A 21,958-nucleotide genomic window follows, 5' to 3' on the forward strand; every position below is an offset into this window, starting at 1 on the left:
TAACACGCCTACCATCTTACAATAGGAGATTTTCTTTGTTTTGGCCATGAAAACAAAACATAAATTAACAAAATTAGTAAATACAAGATAGTTCTTTTTTTATGTTAGTTTCTTTGCAACGCTAGTGCTCCTAACCACCCCTATTTTGCCAAAACCGCCGTTTCCGCGCCCAATACGAGCTGCTAGAAGCTCTTATTCCGCCGCGCTTCCCCCGATTCCACGCTTTCCCCACGTAATAAGAGCCTCTGCCGCTTCTATGAGCGCCGAAACTTTCGTTTCGGCGCTCATAGAAGCGGCAGAGGCTCTTATTACTTTACTTCCTTTTACGCATTCACTCGCCATTGCTGCGGTTCCCGACTATCTGCAGCAGCCGCCCTCGTAACGCTCCGTCCGCTAACTTACGGAGCCGTCTCCAGAAACTTGGCCTGCGGCATCTTCTCCACCGCGCTGCGCATCGCGTATTCGTTCTCGAATAGCGCTACGTAATTGTCCTTCTTATCCTTCACCAGCAGCGAGTTGATCCGGAATTTCGAAGGGTCGAGCTTCTCGTCGATCACCCAGCGGGCGAACTGGTAAGGCAGCCGCTGCAGCAAAATATCGACCCCGTATTCGGCCCGCATCCGGTGCTCCATTACTTCGAACTGGAGCTGGCCGACGACGCCGAGGATCATCTCGTCGAAGCCGCTCGTCGTATGGAATACTTGAATCGTACCTTCCTCCGTCAACTGGTCGATCCCTTTCAGGAACTGCTTTTGCTTCAGCGCGTTTTTGATCGTCACCTTGCTGAACATCTCCGGAGAGAACGTCGGCATCTCGTCAAACATCAACTCCGGCACTTGGGCAAGCGTATCCCCGATCCGGAAAATCCCCGGGTCGAACAGCCCGATAATATCGCCGGGAAACGCCTCTTCGACGATATCGCGCTCCTGCGCCAGAAACTGCTGCGGCTGCGACAGCTTGATGTCTTTGCCGACCCGGACGTGCTTCACCGACATCCCGCGCTCGAACTTGCCGGAGCATATGCGCAGGAAGGCAATCCGGTCGCGATGCGCTGGGTTCATGTTCGCCTGGATCTTGAACACATATCCCGAGAATTTCTCAAAAGTAGGCTCCACGACTCCCTGGTTGCTGTTGCGGGACACCGGCTGCGGAGCAAGCTGAAGGAAATTTTCCAGAAACGTCTGCACACCGAAATTGTTAATCGCACTGCCGAAAAAGACCGGAGTCAGCTCGCCCCTGCTCACTTGCTCCAAATCGAATTCGTCGCCGGCGATATCGAGCAGCTGCAGCTGCTCCTGCAATTGCTCATACAAATAGTCGCCTGCAATCTCCCGGACGAGCGGATCGTCGTAGCCGCTCACTTCGCGCACTTCAATATCGTTATGATCGCCGTTCCGGAACAGTTCCAGCCGTTTTTTTACACGGTCGTACACGCCGCAGAACTGTTTGCCCGAGCCGATCGGCCAGTTAAGCGGATAGGAGCGGATACCCAGCAGCTGCTCGATCTCTTCCATCAGCTCGAACGGATCGCGGCCTTCGCGGTCCAGCTTGTTCATAAACGTAAAGATCGGAATTCCGCGCTTGCGGCATACCTGGAACAGCTTCTTCGTCTGCGTCTCGACCCCTTTGGCGGAGTCAATCAGCATAACCGCGCTGTCGGCGGCGGTTAACGTCCGGTACGTGTCCTCGCTGAAGTCCTGGTGACCGGGAGTATCCAGAATGTTGATCTTGTGACCGAGATAATCGAACTGCATCACGCTTGACGTTACGGAAATACCGCGCTGTTTCTCGATTTCCATCCAGTCCGAGGTGGCATGACGGCTCGCTTTGCGTCCTTTGACCGTACCGGCCAGCCGGATGGCGCCTCCGAACAGGAGCAGCTTCTCCGTGAGCGTCGTTTTCCCCGCATCGGGGTGAGAAATGATGGCGAACGTACGGCGTTTGCTAACCTCGGTCCGCATATCTGTCGTTATTGGATTCATAGTAATCTTGTCGTTCCCTTCTTCTAGTTCCGGCCTTCTACTTTGGCGCGTTCCAGCGGAATCGTCCAATCGGCTGCCGTTATGAACGATTTTTGGCTGAATTCCCTGCCGCGAAGCACGACCCGGTCTTCATATACTTGCACGTACAGTCCTTGCGTTTTGTCTTTCGCTTCTTGCTGGAAGCTCCGGTTCGAAGTCCGCCCGACCGAAGAATTGACGAACCAGTGGAACGACTCCTTCGAATAGTGTGACGATCCGTTCTCGAAATCCTGATGCGTATGGCCGGAAAAAACGAATACGTTCGGATACGGCTTTAGGATCTCCCGGAACGCCTTGGCGCGAATGACCCGGTGCGTTCCTCCGTCCTGGCCTTCCGGCGGCAACGGCTGGTGAATCATAACGAAGATCGGTTTGTTGTCCTTCGTCTCCTTCAGCTTGGCCCGGAGCCATTCCAGCTGCTCATCCGAATACCAGGCCCCTTCCCCGACGTCCGGCTGTTCCTGGACATACGTCTCTTGTGACATCATGATCAGATGGTAGCCGTGAATCGTCACATCCGAGTACGGCTTGGAGAGATTAAACATTTTCTGAAAGCGCGCTCTCGACTCCGCGTCGGTCTGCCCGTTCGGCATCGTCTCTCTGGCAAATCCGCCGTTTTTGTCGATCCAGATCCGGTAGTAGTCGTGATTCCCCATATTGCCGTAAATCGGGGGCAGCTTATAGTCCTTTAAAATCGCTTCCAGCGCATTATATTCGGCGTCCGTCCCGTAATCGGTCAAATCACCGGTAAACACGATCGCCTCCACCTTGGACTCCAGCTTGGTGACGTCGTCGAGCGCCTGCTTCAGCTTCTGAGACGTAGCCGGGTCGTACAGCGAGATGTGCAAATCGCTAAAAAGAAAAAACGAAAGCAGCGGTTCCGCTGAAATGACCGGCTTCACGTCTTGCGCGGGCGCCGGTTCCGATTTGGGCATCGGGACGACGATGTCCGCTACCGCGGGCGGTGCAGAGGGCTGCGTGCCGACACGGGTTAACAGCTGAAACAAAGCGTAAAACGAACCCGCAATCACAGCAAAAGCCGCGAACAGCCATTTCATAAATCCGCGTCTGGACATGGTCTCACTTCCATTTTTCCAAGATGAACACCGCTATTATTCATTATATAGAAAAAGGGCTGTCTTCGTCTACGCGGAAGGTCTCGGCTCGCAATCGAAAAAAAGACCTTCGGGGGTGTCCGAAGGTCGCAGCGGTCCGGGTTGTCCGCCATTCCGCAGCCGGCTTAGGAACGAAGCGCCGTTGCAGGCCAGCCGGCGGCAGCCTGCCGCTCCCCCGTACAGCGAAGCCGGCAAAGCGGCGGCGGTCCGGATATGCAAATCCACTTTACTTGCCGGCAATCGGAGTCGCCCAGACGACCTCGCCTTCATGCTGGCCGTTAACCGGCCACCACTTGAAGCCGTCGCGCGCCAGCAGCTGCTGCGCCCCTTCAGGTCCCCAGGAGCCCGCAGCATAATATTGAAGATCGGTGCTTTGCTCGCGCCAGGCGGATTCGATCTGATCGACGAATTTCCAGGCGAGCGACACTTCGTCCCATCTTGTAAAATAGGTCGAGTCGCCGCGCGCGGCATCGAACAGAAGCCGTTCGTAAGCCTCAGGCGTATTGATGCCGACCTCGCAGCTTTGGCAGAAATCCATGGCGATCGGTACGATCCCCCACTGGGAACCCGGCCGCTTCGCATTCATTTTTAAATAAATGCCTTCCGTCGGGTTGACCCGGAATACGAGCAGGTTCGGCTCGAGCTTCGTTTTGCTGGAGAAGTAGACGTTCTCCGGCATGTTCTTGAACTCGACGACAACCTCGGTCGTTTTCACCGGCAGCCGCTTGCCCGTACGAATATAAAACGGTACGCCGGCCCAGCGGAAGTTGTCGACGAACACTTTGGCCGCAAAATACGTCTCCGTCACGGAGTCGGAAGGCACGCCTTCCTCGTTCCGGTAAGCCGGGAGCGGCTTGCCCTTCAGCTCGCCGGCCGAATATTGGCCGCGGACTACATGTTCTTTCACTTCGTCCGCATTTTTGAAGATGCGCAATGAGCGGAGCACCTTAACCTTCTCGTCCCGGATATCTTCGGGCTCCATCCGGCTGGGCGGCTCCATCGCCATCATCGTGATCATCTGCAGCATATGGTTTTGGCCCATATCCCGCAGCGCTCCGGCATGATCGTAGTAACCTCCGCGCTCCTCGACCCCTACCGTTTCACTGAGCGTAATCTGGATATTCGCTATGTACTTGTTGTTCCACAGCGGCTCGAACAAGGCGTTCGCGAACCGGACCACCTCGATGTTCTGCACCATCTCTTTGCCCAAATAGTGGTCGATCCGGTATATTTCGTCCTCTTCGAACACTTGGCGGATTTGCTCGTTCAGCTTCTGCGCCGAAGGAAGATCGTACCCGAAAGGTTTCTCGATAACGAGACGGTGCCAGCCGCTGGAATCGAGCAGCCCGCCTTCCTTCAGGTTATTGCTGACGCTGCCGAACAGCTCTGGAGCAAGCGCCAAATAAAACAGACGGTTGCCGCCGATATCATACTGGTCGTCGAGCAGATCGGCCAGCTTTCTCAGCTCTGCGAACGCCTCCGGCTTGTTGATGTCGAGCGACATGTAATGGAAATGTCCGGCGAACTCGTCCCACTGCTTGTCCTCCTCAGACTTGTAACGCGCGAATTCGCGAATCGACCCGCTTACGTCGTCCCTGAACTGCTCGTTCGTACGCGGACGTCTCGCCAGGCCGATGACGGCAAACCGCTTGGACAGCTTCCCCTCGCGATACAAGCTGTAAATAGCCGGAAACAGCTTTCTCCGCGCCAAATCTCCGGTAGCTCCAAAGATAAAAAAGAGCGTGCGATCCGCTCCAATATCGCCCAATTCCCCAATATTCATCGTTCATCATTCTTTCTTCGCGAAATTCGGTCCAAAAACCGGACCGTTATGTATAGTAGTTTAGCATATCGGCACAGCACAATCCACGTCTTGAAAGCAAACCGTCCGCCGCCCCCAAGCGCTCTCCCGGTCTGATTCGTCCAGGCGCATGGACGGCCTTTCGAAAAGCCCGTTCCTCAGGAACCCCAAAAATAGGCTGTCGTACGATGGGCGTCTGTCCATACACGAATGCAGCCGGTGAATAGCCTAATAACGAGAATAAAACCCAAGGAGGCAGATGTACGATGAATCGAATTTATCCGGTAGACGAAGCGACTTGCACTCATTTTGTCGGCATGCCGGTCTGCGCGGTGCTCCAGGACGGCTCCCGGCACTATGGCGTGATCAGCCGAATCTCGGGGGGCCAGCTGATTCTGAACGAATCGCCCGAAGCGTCCACAGAAGGGGCCAAGATCAGAAGCGCCAAAGGCAAAGGCGGCTCTTCCGGCAAAGCGGGAGCAAGCAAGACGGTCAAAAACAGCCGTTCGGAGTCAGGCGGCGACAAAGCCCGCCTTTCCGCCTTTCCTTTTGCCGGACCTTATCCGGGGGCCTTCCCGTTTGCTCCTTTCGGCAACCGGATTGCGCTCGATCTGGCTGCCATCGCGCTGTTGTTTCTCCTGTTTATCTAGTACAAGGTCATTGTTCATTAAGAGTTTTGGCGCGATCGGCCTCCCGGGTTGATTTCCGGAGGGTTCAATCTGCCTTGTTGCCGGCAAGGCCGCTCAACGGCCGCAGCCCCCGTTCCATCGGAGCGGGGGCTGTTCTATGAAGGCGAGCCTACCATGTTTTGACCATCTTATAGCATTGAATAGCCGGAAAATATCCCGCTTCGGCGTATCCGTGACGCGTATAAAAAAGTCTGGCGTTCGCATTTGCGTCGTTCACATACAAGCTGAGCTGCCGGTAACCTTTGCGCCGGGCATGCCGCTCCGACTCGGCAAGCAGCGCCTTGCCCCAGCCTTGGCCCCGTCTCGCCGGAGCGACGGCGAGCATATCGAGATACAACTCCCTGCCGGCCGTCCTTACCGAAGCGAATCCGGCCGCTCCGCTCCTTCTCGGCACGGCGACATACGTTACGTTGCCGGCCAGACGCCGGCGAATCTCCGCAGCGCTCCAGCGTAAACCCGGAAACGACAGCAGCGTATACGGAAACAGCTCCTGCTTGACCAGTTGCAATATAGTCCGGTCGTCCCGGCGCGGATTGCGAGTCCGGATCATCCCTGATCATCCCTTTGCCCTGCTGGCTAGCCCATCCGGTCCGAAACCCACCGGGCAAGCTTATAGGACAGTGTATGAACCCGGGAAGCCGATGGTGCTCCGTCATCCGGCTATCGTTTCCACTTATTCGTCATCAACCAGGTGAACCCTATGGTAGCCGCCAAAAACAAGGCGAGCACAATTACCTGCGTACCGCTCATGTCCGTTCCCCCAAGTATCATCCGGCGGTGATGTCCGCCTTGCTACCGTTATTGTACCGGGATCGGGAAGTTACGTCAAAAGAGCTTCGCTTCCTTGATCCGTACGCCTTTAGGGAGCACCGCCTCGACCCGCGCCCTGACCTCCTGCCGCTCATACAGCTCTCCGCTTAATATGGAGACGATACCGGAATCGTCGCGTGAGCGGATCAGCCGGCCGATGCCTTGCCTCAGTCGAAGAAGCATGTACGGCATATCCACTTCTTCGAAAGGCGCAGCCGATTCTTTGCGTTTTGCCATATACACCGGATCTTCGGGAGGATAAGGCAGCGACCAGATGATCACGCTCGACAAAGACGGACCGGGCACATCCAGTCCCTCCCATAAGCTGACTGCCGCGAGGACGCTTTGTTCGTCGTTTTGGAACGAAGAGATGAGATGACTGATCTCCCCGTCTCCTTCGAACCCGATCCGCATATTCCGGATGGCCGGATACGCCGGAACCGCCTGCTTGAATCGGAGCAGCTCGTCCTTGGTAGGGAACAGCAGCAGCGTTCTTCCCCCCGTACGCTCCAGAAGTCCCGCGGCCGCTTCCATCTTTCGCTCAAAAGTATCTTCGCCCGGGCCAATGGGAGCGAGCAGCTCCATCCGGTTCTTGTAATCGTAAGGAGAGTCCGCCTGGAACGATAAGCAGTTCCCGATTCCGAGACTGTCGGCCAAAAAGCGGAAAGAACCGTCGACGGATAGCGTAGCCGAAGAAAACACAATCGGCATGCCTGAGGAGAAGACCCGTTCCTGCAGCACTTCCTTGACCGTTCTCGGCATGACGACCAGTGTCGGTCCGTCCTGACCATCGGTCACCCAGCATAACAGCTTGCTCTCCTGCTCGAACAGGCGCAGGGCGATCTGCATCGTCTCCAGATGCTCCTCCACGATGCGCAGCTGGTATTCGTTCAACGTATACAATCCGCTCTCGAATACGAGCTCCTCCTCGATGGCCGACAACGCCTGGCGAAGCCGGTTCACTTTCGACACGAGCTGCTCGTCCAGAATAACCGGCTTCCGGTCGGACCCGGGGATCGTCTGGCTGCGGCTCTCCAGCGCCGCAAACATCGTTTCGCTGCGGACGATGGCCTCTTCGATCACCAGGGCCAGCTCCTCCCGGACCTGCCCTTCCAGCAGCCGGGTTATGATCGCTTCGAACACCGAATGTTTCAGCCGGTAAGTTAACGCTTTTTGGGCGGCTGCCTCAAGCAGATGGCCTTCGTCGAACACGACCGCGCAATGATCGGGCAGCAGCGGCAGCTGGCCCTCCCGTTTCCGTCCCTCGTACGTCCATACGTGCTCCATATAAAAGTCGTGCGAGCAGATGATCAGCTCCTCCGACTGTCTGTAATAGTTCCGCGACAGCGTCTGGCCGCACCGGTGCCGCTTGTCGCATACGAAGCAATCCTGGAACGGGTCCCAGTTCATTTTGCTCCACTGTTCGTCGCTTAGCTGCGGATAGTTTTTCCGGTCCCCGTAGGCGTGGAAGCTCTGCATCGGCTCATGGCTGCGGACAAAGCCGGGCAATCCTTCATACAATTCCTCGTACATGTCCGCCTCCGGGTCCCGGAATCGGGCTTCGTCCAGCTTGACGAGACATGCATACTGGTCCGGCGACTTCCCCAGTCTGGCGTCGATAGCCAGATTCAGATGACGGGTAAGCTTGGCGATATCCCCTTCGGGCTTGACAAGCTGCTCGATCAGGGATTCGTCGGCGCAGGCGATCACGACCGGTTTTCTCTTATAACGGGCGTAACAGATCGAGTACAGCAAATAAACCAGCGTCTTGCCCGTCCCCACTCCCGCTTCCGCAAACATCGTCTGTTTCTCGGCAAAAGCGCGTTCCAGCTGGAACGCCATATAGATTTGTTCGTCACGCACCTCGAAGCCGGACTCCGGCAATATGTCATAAAATACATCAGCCATCCAATCGCTAACCTGTGCGATGAAAGGCCGGGAATGATCGTACTCGAAAGGGTATTGCTTCACGCTTTGTTGACCTCCAGCCGGACTAATATAGAGGATGTCCTCCGATTTACCTATTACAGTCTACACGACAATTTCGGAAAGAACCATTTAATTTTTTAGGAAACGTGCAAAGGAAGGCGCGAAAAAAAGAACCGTCCATCAACTTTTGACGGTTCTTTGACGTGCAAACCCATACGCCAGTGCGTGGAAGGGAATGGGCACCTTCCTTCCTTCGCTCCAGCGGCTCGCCCTCAGTCGTGTTGTCTTTTTGCGGCGGTATGAATAACGAACCGCATTCGTTATTAGAGCCGAATGCGGACGTTTGAATTTGTAACGAACTCTGTATCGTTATTCCCGCAGATCGGATCGTTTTTTTCCACTTTCGGTCCGATAACGATGCCCGGATTCGTTACGTCTGGAATAACGTTGTTTTTCAGCGATAAGCACAATACGATTCGTTAGTCATCGGACCTGAGTATACGTTCTTTTACGCCAAGGAAGGAAACCCCTTCATTCACTTTAGCACGGTAAAGAACTTAAACTTTTTGGCAGAGAACAAAAACTGTAACGGACACAGCGGTCGTTATCATGGTGAATTTCGATTCATTTGATATCTAACGGACATGGATACAACTATATGGTGAGAAATGTTACTTTTAGAGGGGGTTCGGAGTAAATAAGCGCTGTGGTGACCGTTACATTGAAATAAACTGTTTTTTAGCGAAATAGCCTCCACCATGTCCGTTAGAGTATGGTTTAGCTTACATTCCGGGCTCATCTTCGTTTTAATACGGTGAAGAACACAAACGTTCTGATCTCTAAGGATAAACGCCTATCGGCGTCTTGAGGCTGACATTTACCGAGATTTAGAGCCGCTCCCGCGATACACTTTCCGATAAATAGAAAAAGAAACTGCCCCGTTTGCCGATGGCTGTTTTCTGTTTCTGTTTTCTGTTTCTGTTTTCTGTTTTCTGTTTCCTCTGTAACCGCTCTTACGAGGATTACGTGCAAACGCACCCGCGTCGTCCATTCCTTTTCTCCAATGAAAATGCCGTCTCCCTCCGACCAGCGGAAAAAAACGGCGATACGAAGCGTATGATTTTATGCGTGCGGGAACATCCCTGGAACTTTTCAGCCCTGACTGGGGCGATCGACTCCGACTATTACGCGCGTCCACCGGCGGCCAGCTGCTGCAGGAAGCCGATCGTCTCGACGATATCCCGATTTTTCTCGTCTTCGCCAACCCCGCCTTCCCGCTCGATGATCCATTCTCCCCGGAAGCCGTGCTGCTGCAGCCCTTCGTACAGCTTCGGGAAATCGACCTTGCCTTTGCCAACCGCAACCTGCGCTCCAAGGTCGTGTCCATTGACCGGATAAAAGCCGTCTTTCACATGAATGTTGCGGACATACGGACCGAACACATCGAGCGCGTCGACCGGGTTTCCTTTCCCGTACAGGATCAGATTGGCCGGATCGAGATTAATGCCGAGGTTTCCCGTCCCGATCCGCTCGATCGTGCGAAGCAGCACCACCGGCGTCTCCTGTCCCGTCTCGAACCAGAATCCGATCCCTTTGTCCGCACAGTATTCGGCTACCTCGCGGATCGCCTCGACAACCGGAGCGTAGGACGGGTCGGTCCCGTTCTCCGGGATAAAGCCGCAGTGCGTAATAATCGCCGGCGCGCCGATCCATACGGCAAAATCCGCCCATCGCTTCAGCGCCTCCACACGGGCGGCCCGGTGCTCCTCGGGTACCAGCCCCAGCGTAACCGGACCTTCCCTGAAGTTCCAGACCATCCTGCCGGGAAATCCCGCCCACATGGCGCACACGCGTACTCCAGACTCCTCCGATTCGCGTACGATCCGCTCCGCGATGGACGGCACCGCAAGGGACGGGTCCCAGCTCACGAGCTGGCAAGTGCGCAAGCCGAACTGCCGGACGGATTCGAAGCCGTTTCCTTCCTTGCTCAGACTCGTAATGATCCCGATATCCATATTCTTCCTCCTCCGGCTACGACGTCTGCCCGCTGGCAAGCGCGCTTAACTGCCCAAGCAGCTTCGCGATGTCTGCCGAGCTGTTGTACAGATGAATCGATGCCCGGAGACGGCCGTCTCCGCCCCACAAGTAGGTTCCCTGCTTGCTCAGCGACTCTGCGAACGCCTCGCCTTCCGGGCATACGAACGATATATTGCCCGCACGCTGCTCGGGTTCCCCGGGCGTCATCGTTTCATAGCCGAGCCTTTTCAGCTCGCGTATAAGCGTCCCACCGAGCTCGAGGAGATGCTGCTCGATCCGTTCAATCCCTAACGACAGAAGTAGGTCGGTCGTAAATTTCATCGCGTACAAAGTCGGGTAGCTGGGATAGCCTCCCTCGAACCTGCGGGCATCGGGGAAAAAACGGAACGATTCGAACCGGGTGTCGCTGAACATATCCTCCACGCTCCGCCAGCCTACGTAGGCCGGTTCGAACCGGGACGTCCGCTCGGGATTCACCGCGAGTATTCCGGCTCCGTGTCCGGCCAGCAGCCACTTGTAAGAGCTGGCCACGATGAAATCGGCATCGTTGATATTAACCGGGATCGCACCGAGCGACTGCGTCGCGTCGACGAGCAGCAAAGCGTTCGTCTTTTTCAGCTCGTTGTACACTTGACGATAATCGATCCGGGCTCCAGACAAATAGCTGACGTGGCTCGTCACGACCATACGGGTTTTCTCATCCACCGGAGACAGTAAATCCTCGGCAGTTACGGTCCACTCGCGGCTCGGGACGACCCGGACCTCTACTCCGTTCGCCTTTAGCCTAAGCCACGGCAAAATACCGGAGGGAAACTCCAGATCATGAACGACGACGTTTTCGCCCGCCTTCAGCCCGCACGAAGAGGCGATCATGGAGATGGCCTCGGACGTATTGGATAGAAGTGCGATCTGCTCCGCGCTGCCTCCGAGCATCTGGGCGAGATTGCGCTTGCAGGCGTGCTCGATGTCGCTGTTCCGCTGCCGTCCTTCCGGACCTTCCGCCCGGTTCGTATAATACGTCTTCACCGCCTCCACCATCCCCCGGTGGGGAGGGGACTCCGCGCCGCCGTAAAACCAGGTGCGGCTGTCCAAGCCGATAAATTCGGATGGTTTGATCAAAGATTCCATAATCGTTGCTCCACCTTTCGTCTTCGGATCGTTTTGTTACAAATTCGGTGGAATATCCAATCTCCGAAAGCAATCATGCGCCTTCTCGACATGGCGGTACGCTTCCTTCATGACGGGAGCGCCGTGACCCGCATACAACGTATCGATGCCGAGCCCGTGCAGCTTCGCCGTCGTAGCCGCATATTCTTGAATCGAGCAGTCCCAGGTGGACTGAATGACAACTTTACCGCCAGCAAAAATGACGTCTCCGGCAAAAATCGCTTTGCTCCCGCCTTCGTCCCATATGTAGCTGACATGACCGCGGGAATGGCCCGGCGTATCCAGGACGGTGAGCTCGATCTCTCCGACCTGGATACGGTCCCCTTCGGTCACCGCGCGCGCTACCGGGCAAGCGGGAAACCGGTAAAACTGCGGATAGATGCCGACCTCCATCGCGGCCAGCAGACTGTTCTTCTCCATGTCGCCGCTCTCCAGCCAGGGTGCCGCTTCCGCTGCGGCGATCACCTCAACGCCGTATCGGTTATAAAAGTGCCGGGCACCGGCCGCATGATCGCCGTGAGCATGCGTAAGCAGCAGCTTCTTGATCCGCTCGGGGGCGATGCCCGCCGCCGCGATGTTCGCTTCGATCCGCTCCGGTTCGACGCCACCTCCGGCGTCGATCAGCGCGCACTCGGAGCCTCCGTCCAGGAGATAGACGTTGCAGTCGATCAGATGAGTCATTTGCAGGCCGTGACGCCCGCTTCCGACCATGTGGACATGGGGGGTGATTTTCATGGGAACCTCCTGAGAGCTTTTGCGCTAGCAAAAGCTGGCTTCGTAAGCATTCACCGAACCTTTGCTTAAGCAAAGGTTGACTTCGTAAGCATATACTGAGCTTTTGCGAAATCAAAAGCTGGCTTCATATTCAACCTTTAACCGCTCCCAAACGCCCGAACGTCCGGGCGAGCTGCAAATAAAATTCCGCGGCTTGCTCCACGTCCGATATCGGTACCCACTCGTGATTCGTATGCGCCTCGGCGATCGAACCGGGACCGTACACGATCGAGGGAATTCCCCGCAGCTCCTGGAGCTTGCTGGCATCGCAGCCGTACGTAACGCCCTGCAGCCGGTCGCTCAGGCCAACGCCTGAAGCCGCCTCCCGGGCCGCCTGGACGATCGGCGCTTCCTGAGGGGTATCGAGCGCCCAATCAAGCAGCAGCCGCTCTACGGTCAGCTTGACGCCTTCAGAGGCCAATTCGCGCTCCAGACGCTCGATCAGCTCATGCTCGACGATCTCCGGCCGTTCCCCCGGAATGAGACGCCGGTCGATTTCAATGACACAGCGGTCCGGTACGATATTGATTTGCGTTCCGCCCCGGATCGTGCCGACCACAATCGTCGGACTGCCGCACAGCGGATGAACCCGTGCGGCCAGCTCCGGTTCCAGCCGTTCATGGATGAAGCGGATGACCCGCATCATCTGGATAATGGCGCTGTCTCCCTCTGCGGGCATCGAGCTGTGGGCCGCTTTCCCGTGCGTAGTCAGCGCGACGCGCACACAGCCTTTGTTCGCTACCGTTATGCCGAGCTTCGTCGGTTCCCCGACGACGGCTCCGGCAACCGGTATATCCAGCTCCAGGAAGGCAAGAAGCCCCCGGTAAGCATGTTCCTCATCCACCGATGCGCACAGGACCAGATCGCCTCCGGCCAGCCCGGGCTGCGCGGCGCAGCGTTCCATGGCGTACAGCATCCCCGCCAAAGATCCTTTCGTATCGCACGCTCCCCGGCCATACAGCCGCCCGTCCCGGTACACCGGCTCCAGCGCGTTCTCCATCGCTCCCAGCGTTACGGTGTCCATGTGAGCCTCGAACAGCAGCGTTTGGTCCGGCTTGCCTACTCGCAGCTCAATGATCAGATTATCCCGACCCGGAAATACGGTCTGCCTCGTCACCTTCAGCCCGGCCGCGGCGCACCGGCGCTCGATGTAGTCCGCCATATCGCCCTCGCCGCGTCCTCCCGGGTCGAAATGGGGATTGACGCTTTGAATCCGGATCATATCTTCAAGAATGCGTAAGGCCGGGTGTCTCTCGTTCAAATCTTCAACCGCCATAATGGTCTCCCTTCGCCGTCAGCAAAGAACAGATTCCCGTGATCCCGTCCGTGCAGCATGCTTTCGATCGGCTGGCGATTTCGGACGGCAGTTACTCAAACGGAAAATCTCCTCTTGTGAAATATTATATATAATATATACTATATCGTCAATTCCTGTTTTTTACTGTTTATTTCCATTTCAAGCTGCACCTTGACCATGCTGGCATGGCCAGATTCCTGCTTAGACGCATGAACCTTCCTTCGATGAAGCGGCAGCCCGTAGTAAAGTGAAATACTTTAAACGTTAAAAAAAGCGCCCGGTCTGTCGCATCAGGACAGGGCGCTTTCGGTTTGGACAAATAACCATCGTGCTGAACAAGTAAATTTCATCGCGGCGGATGCCATTACAGCCACAGCTTCTGATCAAATTCGGGCTGCGGCCCTTTCTGCTCGGATAATTGGACGAAATCGCGGTACGACCGGAAAATATGCTTGCGCATCGTCAGCTCCGCCTGATCCGGGTCCCGCTTCTTCAGCGCCTCGATCAGCTCCAGATGCTGATCCACTTCCTTCTGCTTCGTCGACTTCGTGCCGAGCAGCCGGTTGACGAGCGAGATCTGGAAGGAGATCGACTGGTACATCGAGATGACCCGCGAATGGCCCGACATGTCGATAATCGTTTTGTGGATATGCGTCGAGTCGTGCAGCAGGAAAGGCACGCTGTCGTCGTTCAGCTTTTGTTTCATCTGCTCGTAAAACGATTCCAGCTCGGCGATCTGCTCGTCGGTCGCATGCTGGGTCGCCAGCCGGATCGCCAGTCCTTCAAGCATCGAGCGCACCGAGTAAATTTCGAAGACATCCTTCATATCCAGCGTGCGGACCATCGGCCCTTTGTTCGGAACGATCGTAATGATCCCTTCTCCGTGCAGGTGCCGGATCGCTTCCCGGACCGGCGTCTGGCTGACTCCCAGCTCGCGCGCCAGCTTCGTCTCCACAATCCGGTCGCCCGGGTTCAGCTCGCCGGTAATGATCTGCTGCTTAATATATTTGACTAACTCTTCGCTGATGTTTTGCTTTTGAATAATTAGAGGCTGTGTTTGCACCGGTTGATCCATACGTAACTCCGTCCTTCGTTATCCGTCTTTTAGTTCGCCTATCATTCATTATATATACAATAGTATATAATATACATTTTTATGTCAACTTTTGCTATAGGCGAATAGCCCTCACCGGAGATGAGAGCTTCTTTCTTCATCCGCAATCGTACAGCGTAACCAGCCGGAAGTCACTCCGCCAGTCCGTGCTTAAAGGCGTAAATCGCCGCTTGTGTCCGGTCGTCGACGCCCAGCTTGGCCAATATGTTCGTTACGTGGAACTTCACCGTCTTAATTCCGATAAACAGCTCGTCTGCCACTTCCTGATTGGACTTGCCCGACGCGATCAGCCGCAGCACTTCCATCTCGCGGTCCGTCAGCTCATGGTGAGGCTCGGAAGCCGGCTTCGGCTGGCGGAACCGGTTCATCATCTTGGCCGCCACCTGCTGCTCCAGCACGGACTGGCCCTTCACCGCCGCCCGGATCGCCTGGGCGATCTCCGAAGCCCGGGACGTCTTCAGCAAATAGCTGAACGCGCCTGCCTCGATAACCGGGTACATCTTCTCGTCGTCCAGGAAGCTGGTCAGCACGATGACTTTGATATGGGGTATCTGCTCCAGCAGCTTCCGTGTTGTCTCAATGCCGTCCATGCCGTCCATGACCAGATCCATAAGCACGACATCCGGATCGTACTCCTGGGCGAGCCGGATTCCTTCCAGACCGTTGCTCGCTTCGCCGACCACCTCGATTCCGTCTTCGGTTCCGAGCACCGCGGCGAGGCCGATGCGCACCATCTCGTGATCATCCACCAATAGGACTTTGATTATCTCCATCGGACGTTTCTCCTCCTTCTTCGGTCAAGATCGGCACGCGAATTTCGATCCGGGTTCCTTTGCCCGGAGCGGTAACGAACTGGATCGACCCGCCAATCTCGTTGACCCGTTCCTTCATCGATTGAATTCCGTAAGAAGCGTGCTTCGTCTCATCCAGCTCGAACCCGACCCCGTTATCGCGAATCGACAGCCTGACGCTGTCCAGCGGGCGATGAAGCTTCAGCTCCATCTGATTCGCCTTCGAATGCCGGAGCGTGTTGGAGAGCGCCTCTTGCACGATCCGGAACAGATGATCCTCGATCCCTTTCGGCAGCCGTATCCCGTCGTCCATATCCCAGGCGATATCGATCGGCACCTTCGCTTGAAGCTCCTGCAGCAGATCCATCAGCCCTTGGGACAGACGCTTGCCTTCCAGATGCACCGGCCGCAGATGGAGCAGCAGCGCCCTCATCTCCGACTGGGCGACGGACGACATCTCTTCGATCAGCGCGATTTGCCGCTTCGCCCGCTCAAAATCTTTGTCAAGCGTCCGGCCGACGGCCGTCGCCGTCATCGAAATCGCGAACAGCTGCTGGCTTACCGCATCGTGCAGCTCCCGCGCGAGCCGCTGTCGTTCCTCCACCACCGCCGACAGCCGGGCTTTCTCAGCCAATTCGGCATTGTTCGTCGACAACCGCTGGAGGGACGACACCTGCTCCTCCCACCTCGTACTGATCCGGCCGAGCTGTTCCCCGATCCGGCCGATCTCGTCCTGACCGAGATCCGGGACCGGTTTGCTGAGGTTCCCCTTTTCCAGATGAAGCATCGCGTCCTGAAGCATCTCCAGACGGCGCTTCGTCCGGCTGCTCGACCAATACCCGTAGGCCCCGCCCAGAACGGCAACAATACCGATCAGAAGCAGGCTGATCGTAATGCCCTCTTTCCAATCGGTGAACGGCCTTATATAACCGTAATAATTCAGAACGTATACGACCGTTCCGAACAAAAAAAGGCTGAGAAGGATCGACTCGCCCATGCTGCGCCATATCATATTGGTTAATTTCTTGTTCAAGTGCGATCCTCCCCCGGCTACACCATTTTGATATCTATATCCCCTACGATATAGGAAACGAGAAGTTTCACTTTTTGATCGGAAGTGTCGTAATTCGGCGATTGCCAGATCACTTTGTTGACCAGTCCCGTCTCCCTCTCGGGGCCGACGTTGATCTGTCCGACCAGCACGGAGGCGTTGACGCTGACTCCCACAAATTCCGGCACGATAATATCGACGTCCCCGAACACGCCTTGGAGAATGACCGTCGTTTCTTTCTGGTCCAGCATGACGAGGGACATATCCATGTAAATCTCGCCGACGACGTTCCACATACTCGTATCCTTCAGCTCCCACGGTTCTTTGTCCCGCTTGAAGCTTTCCAGAAACGTTTGTCTCTGAACATAGGAATCGTCCCGGTGCGACTGCTTCGACTTCATATAAAACAGTCCGAGCGAGATCAGCACGACCGACAGGATAAAGGTAAAGTGTCCGGTAAACATCAGGATGACGCCAACGGCGAGCAGTACGTATCCGGTCTTGTCCGGAGAAGATCTTATTTTATAAATGCCAAGGGCGATGAACAACAGGGCGGCAATGGTAAAAAAACTGACGTAATGCTCGACCAAGATGAACAGCCCGGCTGCGATGAGCACGATTGCCGTGTTGCGGTTGCGATTTCCCATTGCCGCACCTCCTTTGCGTATCGTCTAGTGCCCCAGCGGTACAAGGGAAAAGCCATAGCGCGATAGTCGTTTCGCCTATGGCTTTGCTCCTTGAATAGAATAGCATAATTCGTTTGCCGCTTCAAAAGTTATTCTGCGGCAGGCGTACCTACGGACAGCTTTTCCTTCAGGCGGGCCATCTGCTCATCGATTTTCAGCTGTTTCGCAGCGTCGATCGTTTGCACCGATTGGAGCGCGGATGCCGGCACATAAGGCGTACGGGCGATCTCGGCTTCAACTTCAAGCTGGATGATTTTCTCTTCCATCCGATGGAAGCCGCGGGCCGCGCTGCCGGAATCGATCGAATTCGTTACCGTAGCTTGCGACATTTGCTTTTTCGCTTTGGCAAGCTCCGCACGGCTGGCCAGTTCGTTGCGCTTATTGCGCATTTTGTAGTACTCGTCCTTCATCTGGTGCAGCTGAGCCATCAGCTCGTCGGCTTGACCTTTGGACTGGGTATGCATTTCGGTATACTCGACGACTTTTTGATCGTAATACAGCTTCTCTTCCAACGCTTGACGGGCTTGAGCCTCGTGACCGTTCTTCAGAGCATCGGCCGCTCTCGCTTCGCGATCGGCGCTCAGTCTTGCCGATTCGTTCAAGCGCTCCCGCAGCTTGCGTTCGTTGGCGATTTGACGGGCAACCGTCACTTCCGCCTGAGCGATCTCCTCCTCCATGTCGCGAATATACTGGTTGAGCATCACGACCGGGTCCTCCACCTTATCCAGCAGCTCATTCATCGATGCCTTCGTCATATCCTTAATCCGTTTGAAAACTCCCATTGTTTACACGTCTCCCTTCTCGTATTTAGCCAGTTTAGCTTTCAATTCTTGAATTTCGTTCCACATCGCTTTGCTTTCGATGTCTTTCATCATGTGATCCAGATTCGGGTTCGATTCCGGTGCAGGCGCTGCATTCGGTCTAGGTGCTGCCGTATAAGCCGGCGCCTGCTGGAATCCGTAACCGCCCTGAGGAGCGGAGTAAGCTTGAGAACCTGCGCCGTATGGGTTCCAGGAGCCCATATGCGGCGTCTCGAACGCCGGCTCCTTCGGAATGACCAGTGCCGCGATAATATAAATCGGGATCAGCACCCCGCCGGTGAAAAAGGTCGTTACTACGATGACCAGACGAAGCAGCGTCGCATCCACGTTCATCATCTCGGCCATGCCGCCGCATATGCCGAACAACTTCTTATCCCGTTGGGAACGGTACAGCTTCTTCATTTTAACCAACCTTCCTTCTCCAGCTTGTTTTTCAGCTGGGACAGCTCACGCTCCAGCGCCTGCTGCATCTGGCTGCCTGCGTGGGCCATTTCCCGGCCAAGCTGCCGGACGTCGCGCAAGGACTTGGTTTCCAGCTCCAGATCGGAGATGCGTTCCTCCAGCCGGTGAAAGGTGCGGCCGCTGATTCCCGGGTATCCGCCGCGCAGCGATTCGTTCATATGCCTCTGCAGCCGGATCGACTCGAGACGCGCCATGTAATATTGTCGCTTGCTTAATACTTCGTCGAAATCCCGCTTGAGCTGATCCAGTTGCTCTTCCAGCTCTACGATGGACAGCTTGCTTTGCTCGTACAGTTCCTTGAACTGCTCGTACTTCTCTTCCTGCAAAATCTTTTCTTGCAGCGCCATTTTGGCTACATGATCTTCGCCGGCTTTCAAGGCGATCATCGCTTGCTGCTCACGCTTGTCCCTGAGCTGCTCCGCCGACATCGCCTGCTGGCGAAGCGAACCCGCATGGGCCATCAGTTGGCGGTGAACTTTCTCGGACTGCATGATTTGTTCTTTCTGGGCGGTCAAATATTGATCGATCAGCTTGACCGGATCCTCCGCCTGCTCCAACCGCTCATTCAGCGTGGCGACGGTGATGTCTCTCATCCGCCTCATCAGGCTCATTGCTCCATCCTCCTTTATCTCCTCGAATCTATGTGTAAGGTAGCGGCATCGGGATTAGTAGGTTCTTTGGTTTCGTTTCAGAAGCGTTATACCGAAGTAGATCAGCCCTACCGCGAATAGGATCGCGAACAGCCAGGAAAATTTGCCGACCAGGGCGAACAGGCCGATGATAAAGATGACCCATCCGAAAAACTTGCTGCCGTTGCGGATTCCGTAGTACCCGAGTCCCAGAAGCGCGATCGGGAACAAATAACCCATTAGGAAGCCCAGTCCGAAGCCGATCTTAGCCAGCAGTATCAGGGCGCCGCAGGCGATCAGCAGAACCGCTAAGCCGCCGTTGCCTTTCAGTTTCATTCATGTTCACCGCCTTTCGTTTGTTTCTCTCTCGCTTATGTCTTTATTTTAGGCGAATCGCAGTCTAGTCAAAACGGACCCGCGACGGTTTTTGACACTGGACCTTGGTCGGGCGCCTGGGACCGTCTCAAGGTACCGTCGTTTACGCCCCGCGATGGGGCCGTCTGGCCGCGCCAATACGCGAAAACCCGGGAACGGCGCGCGTTTCCCGGGTTTGGCGGACTTGCATAGATCAGTTAATGTTGGGTGAAAGTATAGGGGAACCAGCTAAGATGGAGAACGTGAAAACGATGGGAAGGATGGGGTCTGGCTGAACAGGCTGCTGCTAGGCGCTCTGGCGTTATGGTTGTGTACACACGCGCATGCCGCTTCCCCGATAGCGGCTGCGAAACCGCTGATCGCTGCGGAACGAGACCGCCCCGAAGCCGGCGGCGGCTCCCGGGCAGAGTTGTTCGATGTATCGCGCGGCGAGGTTGCTCTCAGCGTACCCGCAACTACAGATCTTTGCCGTGCGGCGGAATCATGGATCGCGGATGTCCGCGGATTGTCGACGAGCCTGCATTTGCTTCCCAAGCGGGGTTATATCATAAGAATCCGTTGTTGTCCTCCGCTAGAAACGAACATCTCCTTCTTCGACGGCCCGATCCCGGAGCTGTATCTGATGTGGGACCCGTCCTCCAAGTCCGCAGTCTCGAAACTGCTGCTGCTTGAACCGGACGGCCGTCCGAAAGTATTCCTACTCGGAGCCGATATCGGCCCATTTATGGAGAGATGGATTCGGAATGCCCGGCGCTAGAAGAAGGACGGATTAATAATAATCCGGCAAATACGTCGCCCCTGTCGGCACGACCCGCTCCCAGCGAAGCGCTTCTTCGGCGCTTCCGCCCAATCGCCCCGTCCTCGCCATAAAGGCCGGACGCTTATAACCCATCAGCATCGCCGTCATCGTCCCGATTCCGCACTCGGCATACGGAGCGGAGCCGGCGTCTCCGCCGGTTTCCTTCTCTGCAGTCGCCCGGCCCGACCCGTCGATCTTTACGATAAAGGTTGCGTCGTTCCATGGGGCGTCTGCATCGTTCAGCCGGATACGCAGCTCTTGCCCGCTCCCCGTAGCTTCGAACGGATACTGCTCTATGAACGATTGGAAATCAACGATCCGGGCCATGAAATACGGAACCGTCTCCTGCACAATCCTCGGATCGGCCAGCAGAAACGGCAGCTCGTCGTCCGCAGGCGCCTTCAGCTTCACTTTTTCACACATCGAATCGTGATTGGCGATAAAACGCCACATCCCTTTCCGCGCATCGTCGTTCACATACACCAATTCCCCGATGTCCATCATGCGGTTTTTGACTGTATACAGCATATATCCGGTCGGCTCGCCGCTTTCGTCGAAATAAACGGCCGCCTGCCCGCCCTTCTGCTTGAATACGGTATGCTTCCACCAGCCTTCATCGCGCACAAGCATGCCGTTATAGCTGCGGGCGTACCGGTCGTATACCCGGTTCAGCAGCTCCCAGTTCCGGTCCGACCGTTCGACGCGGCCTTTGTAGAAATCTTCGCGCGGCAGCTGAGCGGATGTCAGCTCATATTTTTTGTAGTCGGTGTACAGCTCCCAGCCGTATTTGCGGTAAAACGATACGGAAAACGGACTTAGGCAGGATAACGTTTGACCGTCCTCCTTCATCGCCTCCAAGCCGCGCCTCAGCAGCTGCGAGACCATCCCTTTCCGTCTGTATTCCGGCCAGGTCGCGACGCTCGCCACCCCTCCCATCCGGAAGGGCCGGCCGTGCACGTAAACGTGCAAATCATGAATATAAATTTTCGCGGCCAGCTTGTCCTCTATAAAATATCCCCAAGTCCGGTCCGGATTCATCCGGGTTTTGCGGTGCTCCCGCTCCTCGTCGCTCACTTCGTATTGAAAAGCAAAACAGGAAAGCGTGATGCTTTCATCCAGCTCATCGCGGTTCAACGTGCGGATACCATCCATATAAGGACACCCTTTCGAAGAAAGTCAATATGATGATCGTTGCTGCCCCTATTTTACCAGTCTGCGGGGATTAAGAACAGCTATCCCGTGCAAACTGCGGGACAATCGGCCGGTCCGGGCAGCCGGATGCCCCGGTGTTACCGGCTAAAAAAACGGTTTGCGGCCGGGCGTCTATCCAGACCAAGCGGACTTGAGCGGAATACCGTAATAGCATCAGCTCGAAAGGAGGATGCGTATGGGTGCTGTCGGAGGATTGTTTACATCAACTGGCGTGATCCTGGTTCTCTACATCCTGCTCGTTATCGTTCTTCGCGCGGGATGGTGCTGAACGACACTTGAAGATGCATCCTGACCGGACCGGAGATTGAAGCTCTCCGGTCTCTCCCATTATGTGTTAAAATATAGTCATGTATCCAATATGACACTTTATCGGGGAAT

The 21,958-nt window shown here is 55.8% G+C and carries 22 protein-coding genes; 3 read left to right on the forward strand and 19 right to left on the reverse strand.

What is annotated here, in order from left to right; translation table 11 throughout:
• Positions 1–398 precede the first annotated feature (398 nt).
• From AC3Y2E_RS32575 to zwf, 4 genes are all read right to left on the reverse strand, one after another.
• Positions 399–1,982, reverse strand: coding sequence for a peptide chain release factor 3 (locus AC3Y2E_RS32575; protein WP_379217440.1), 1,584 nt, complete (start codon positions 1,980–1,982; stop codon positions 399–401).
• Between the two features lie 23 nt (positions 1,983–2,005).
• Positions 2,006–3,097 carry a metallophosphoesterase family protein gene (locus AC3Y2E_RS32580; RefSeq protein ID WP_379217441.1) on the reverse strand — a complete coding sequence of 364 codons (1,092 nt, stop codon included), beginning with the start codon at positions 3,095–3,097 and terminating at the stop codon, positions 2,006–2,008.
• A gap of 69 nt (positions 3,098–3,166) precedes the next feature.
• Positions 3,167–3,376: a hypothetical protein gene (locus tag AC3Y2E_RS32585; protein WP_379217442.1), complete on the reverse strand. Its 210-nt coding sequence runs from the start codon at positions 3,374–3,376 to the stop codon at positions 3,167–3,169.
• Complete coding sequence (zwf, locus tag AC3Y2E_RS32590) at positions 3,363–4,919, reverse strand: glucose-6-phosphate dehydrogenase (protein ID WP_379217443.1); 1,557 nt, start codon at positions 4,917–4,919, stop codon at positions 3,363–3,365. Before zwf ends, AC3Y2E_RS32585 begins: the two co-directional genes overlap by 14 nt.
• A 284-nt stretch (positions 4,920–5,203) precedes the next feature.
• Between zwf and AC3Y2E_RS32595 the strand changes: the two genes are divergently transcribed.
• A complete protein-coding gene (locus AC3Y2E_RS32595) occupies positions 5,204–5,587 on the forward strand; it encodes a hypothetical protein (protein WP_379217444.1) in 384 nt (127 codons plus the stop codon).
• Between the two features lie 148 nt (positions 5,588–5,735).
• On the opposite strand, the gene AC3Y2E_RS32600 is transcribed toward AC3Y2E_RS32595, so the two are convergent.
• The 14 genes from AC3Y2E_RS32600 to AC3Y2E_RS32665 all read right to left on the reverse strand — a co-directional run bounded on the left by AC3Y2E_RS32600 (position 5,736) and on the right by AC3Y2E_RS32665 (position 19,530).
• Positions 5,736–6,176, reverse strand: coding sequence for a GNAT family N-acetyltransferase (locus AC3Y2E_RS32600; RefSeq protein ID WP_379217445.1), 441 nt, complete (start codon positions 6,174–6,176; stop codon positions 5,736–5,738).
• A gap of 275 nt (positions 6,177–6,451) precedes the next feature.
• Positions 6,452–8,407, reverse strand: a complete 1,956-nt coding sequence (locus AC3Y2E_RS32605; RefSeq protein ID WP_379217446.1) for an ATP-dependent DNA helicase — start codon at positions 8,405–8,407, stop codon at positions 6,452–6,454.
• A 1,142-nt stretch (positions 8,408–9,549) separates the two neighbouring features.
• Positions 9,550–10,380 (reverse strand): sugar phosphate isomerase/epimerase family protein, encoded by an 831-nt coding sequence (locus AC3Y2E_RS32610; RefSeq protein ID WP_379217447.1) that lies wholly within the window; start codon positions 10,378–10,380, stop codon positions 9,550–9,552.
• 16 nt (positions 10,381–10,396) lie between these two features.
• Positions 10,397–11,530 (reverse strand): aminotransferase class V-fold PLP-dependent enzyme, encoded by a 1,134-nt coding sequence (locus AC3Y2E_RS32615; RefSeq protein ID WP_379217448.1) that lies wholly within the window; start codon positions 11,528–11,530, stop codon positions 10,397–10,399.
• Between the two features lie 36 nt (positions 11,531–11,566).
• A complete protein-coding gene (locus tag AC3Y2E_RS32620; RefSeq protein ID WP_379217449.1) occupies positions 11,567–12,304 on the reverse strand; it encodes an MBL fold metallo-hydrolase in 738 nt (245 codons plus the stop codon).
• A 130-nt stretch (positions 12,305–12,434) separates the two neighbouring features.
• Positions 12,435–13,619 carry a M20 family metallopeptidase gene (locus AC3Y2E_RS32625; RefSeq protein ID WP_379217450.1) on the reverse strand — a complete coding sequence of 395 codons (1,185 nt, stop codon included), beginning with the start codon at positions 13,617–13,619 and terminating at the stop codon, positions 12,435–12,437.
• A gap of 385 nt (positions 13,620–14,004) precedes the next feature.
• The gene (locus tag AC3Y2E_RS32630; RefSeq protein ID WP_190925921.1) at positions 14,005–14,715 is read right to left on the reverse strand and encodes a GntR family transcriptional regulator; all 711 of its coding nucleotides are present in this window, start codon (positions 14,713–14,715) and stop codon (positions 14,005–14,007) included.
• 170 nt (positions 14,716–14,885) lie between these two features.
• Positions 14,886–15,527: a response regulator gene (locus AC3Y2E_RS32635; protein ID WP_379217451.1), complete on the reverse strand. Its 642-nt coding sequence runs from the start codon at positions 15,525–15,527 to the stop codon at positions 14,886–14,888.
• Positions 15,496–16,557 carry a HAMP domain-containing sensor histidine kinase gene (locus AC3Y2E_RS32640; RefSeq protein ID WP_379217458.1) on the reverse strand — a complete coding sequence of 354 codons (1,062 nt, stop codon included), beginning with the start codon at positions 16,555–16,557 and terminating at the stop codon, positions 15,496–15,498. The genes AC3Y2E_RS32635 and AC3Y2E_RS32640 overlap by 32 nt, the downstream gene beginning before the upstream one ends.
• 38 nt (positions 16,558–16,595) lie before the next feature.
• On the reverse strand, positions 16,596–17,243 hold the full coding sequence (liaF, locus tag AC3Y2E_RS32645; protein ID WP_379217452.1) for a cell wall-active antibiotics response protein LiaF: 648 nt from the start codon (positions 17,241–17,243) through the stop codon (positions 16,596–16,598).
• 128 nt (positions 17,244–17,371) lie between these two features.
• On the reverse strand, positions 17,372–18,064 hold the full coding sequence (locus tag AC3Y2E_RS32650; RefSeq protein WP_190925927.1) for a PspA/IM30 family protein: 693 nt from the start codon (positions 18,062–18,064) through the stop codon (positions 17,372–17,374).
• A gap of 3 nt (positions 18,065–18,067) precedes the next feature.
• Positions 18,068–18,505: a PspC domain-containing protein gene (locus tag AC3Y2E_RS32655; protein WP_379217459.1), complete on the reverse strand. Its 438-nt coding sequence runs from the start codon at positions 18,503–18,505 to the stop codon at positions 18,068–18,070.
• Positions 18,502–19,176: a PspA/IM30 family protein gene (locus tag AC3Y2E_RS32660; protein ID WP_379217453.1), complete on the reverse strand. Its 675-nt coding sequence runs from the start codon at positions 19,174–19,176 to the stop codon at positions 18,502–18,504. The genes AC3Y2E_RS32655 and AC3Y2E_RS32660 overlap by 4 nt, the downstream gene beginning before the upstream one ends.
• A 54-nt stretch (positions 19,177–19,230) precedes the next feature.
• A complete protein-coding gene (locus AC3Y2E_RS32665) occupies positions 19,231–19,530 on the reverse strand; it encodes a LiaF transmembrane domain-containing protein (RefSeq protein ID WP_190925931.1) in 300 nt (99 codons plus the stop codon).
• Between the two features lie 346 nt (positions 19,531–19,876).
• Between AC3Y2E_RS32665 and AC3Y2E_RS32670 the strand changes: the two genes are divergently transcribed.
• On the forward strand, positions 19,877–20,326 hold the full coding sequence (locus tag AC3Y2E_RS32670) for a hypothetical protein (protein ID WP_379217454.1): 450 nt from the start codon (positions 19,877–19,879) through the stop codon (positions 20,324–20,326).
• A 12-nt stretch (positions 20,327–20,338) separates the two neighbouring features.
• Here the strand turns inward: AC3Y2E_RS32670 and AC3Y2E_RS32675 are convergent, their stop codons facing one another.
• Positions 20,339–21,520: a GNAT family N-acetyltransferase gene (locus AC3Y2E_RS32675; protein WP_190925935.1), complete on the reverse strand. Its 1,182-nt coding sequence runs from the start codon at positions 21,518–21,520 to the stop codon at positions 20,339–20,341.
• Between the two features lie 235 nt (positions 21,521–21,755).
• Between AC3Y2E_RS32675 and AC3Y2E_RS32680 the strand changes: the two genes are divergently transcribed.
• Entirely contained in the window at positions 21,756–21,848 is a 93-nt protein-coding gene (locus tag AC3Y2E_RS32680; protein ID WP_190925937.1) for a sporulation protein YjcZ, read from the forward strand.
• Positions 21,849–21,958 lie beyond the last annotated feature (110 nt).

Source organism: Paenibacillus sp. MAH-35, assembly GCF_058135425.1.

Coding starts and splice junctions, on each gene's coding strand:
- AC3Y2E_RS32660 (WP_379217453.1), bottom strand. CDS start 19,176: ATGAGCCTGATGAGGCGGATGAGAGACATCACCGTCGCCACGCTGAAT.
- AC3Y2E_RS32600 (WP_379217445.1), bottom strand. CDS start 6,176: ATGATCCGGACTCGCAATCCGCGCCGGGACGACCGGACTATATTGCAA.
- AC3Y2E_RS32665 (WP_190925931.1), bottom strand. CDS start 19,530: ATGAAACTGAAAGGCAACGGCGGCTTAGCGGTTCTGCTGATCGCCTGC.
- AC3Y2E_RS32620 (WP_379217449.1), bottom strand. CDS start 12,304: ATGAAAATCACCCCCCATGTCCACATGGTCGGAAGCGGGCGTCACGGC.
- AC3Y2E_RS32595 (WP_379217444.1), top strand. CDS start 5,204: ATGAATCGAATTTATCCGGTAGACGAAGCGACTTGCACTCATTTTGTC.
- AC3Y2E_RS32615 (WP_379217448.1), bottom strand. CDS start 11,530: ATGGAATCTTTGATCAAACCATCCGAATTTATCGGCTTGGACAGCCGC.
- AC3Y2E_RS32680 (WP_190925937.1), top strand. CDS start 21,756: ATGGGTGCTGTCGGAGGATTGTTTACATCAACTGGCGTGATCCTGGTT.
- AC3Y2E_RS32610 (WP_379217447.1), bottom strand. CDS start 10,380: ATGGATATCGGGATCATTACGAGTCTGAGCAAGGAAGGAAACGGCTTC.
- liaF (WP_379217452.1), bottom strand. CDS start 17,243: ATGGGAAATCGCAACCGCAACACGGCAATCGTGCTCATCGCAGCCGGG.
- AC3Y2E_RS32640 (WP_379217458.1), bottom strand. CDS start 16,557: ATGATATGGCGCAGCATGGGCGAGTCGATCCTTCTCAGCCTTTTTTTG.
- AC3Y2E_RS32630 (WP_190925921.1), bottom strand. CDS start 14,715: ATGGATCAACCGGTGCAAACACAGCCTCTAATTATTCAAAAGCAAAAC.
- zwf (WP_379217443.1), bottom strand. CDS start 4,919: ATGAATATTGGGGAATTGGGCGATATTGGAGCGGATCGCACGCTCTTT.
- AC3Y2E_RS32655 (WP_379217459.1), bottom strand. CDS start 18,505: ATGAAGAAGCTGTACCGTTCCCAACGGGATAAGAAGTTGTTCGGCATA.
- AC3Y2E_RS32575 (WP_379217440.1), bottom strand. CDS start 1,982: ATGAATCCAATAACGACAGATATGCGGACCGAGGTTAGCAAACGCCGT.
- AC3Y2E_RS32650 (WP_190925927.1), bottom strand. CDS start 18,064: ATGGGAGTTTTCAAACGGATTAAGGATATGACGAAGGCATCGATGAAT.
- AC3Y2E_RS32580 (WP_379217441.1), bottom strand. CDS start 3,097: ATGTCCAGACGCGGATTTATGAAATGGCTGTTCGCGGCTTTTGCTGTG.
- AC3Y2E_RS32675 (WP_190925935.1), bottom strand. CDS start 21,520: ATGGATGGTATCCGCACGTTGAACCGCGATGAGCTGGATGAAAGCATC.
- AC3Y2E_RS32625 (WP_379217450.1), bottom strand. CDS start 13,619: ATGGCGGTTGAAGATTTGAACGAGAGACACCCGGCCTTACGCATTCTT.
- AC3Y2E_RS32635 (WP_379217451.1), bottom strand. CDS start 15,527: ATGGAGATAATCAAAGTCCTATTGGTGGATGATCACGAGATGGTGCGC.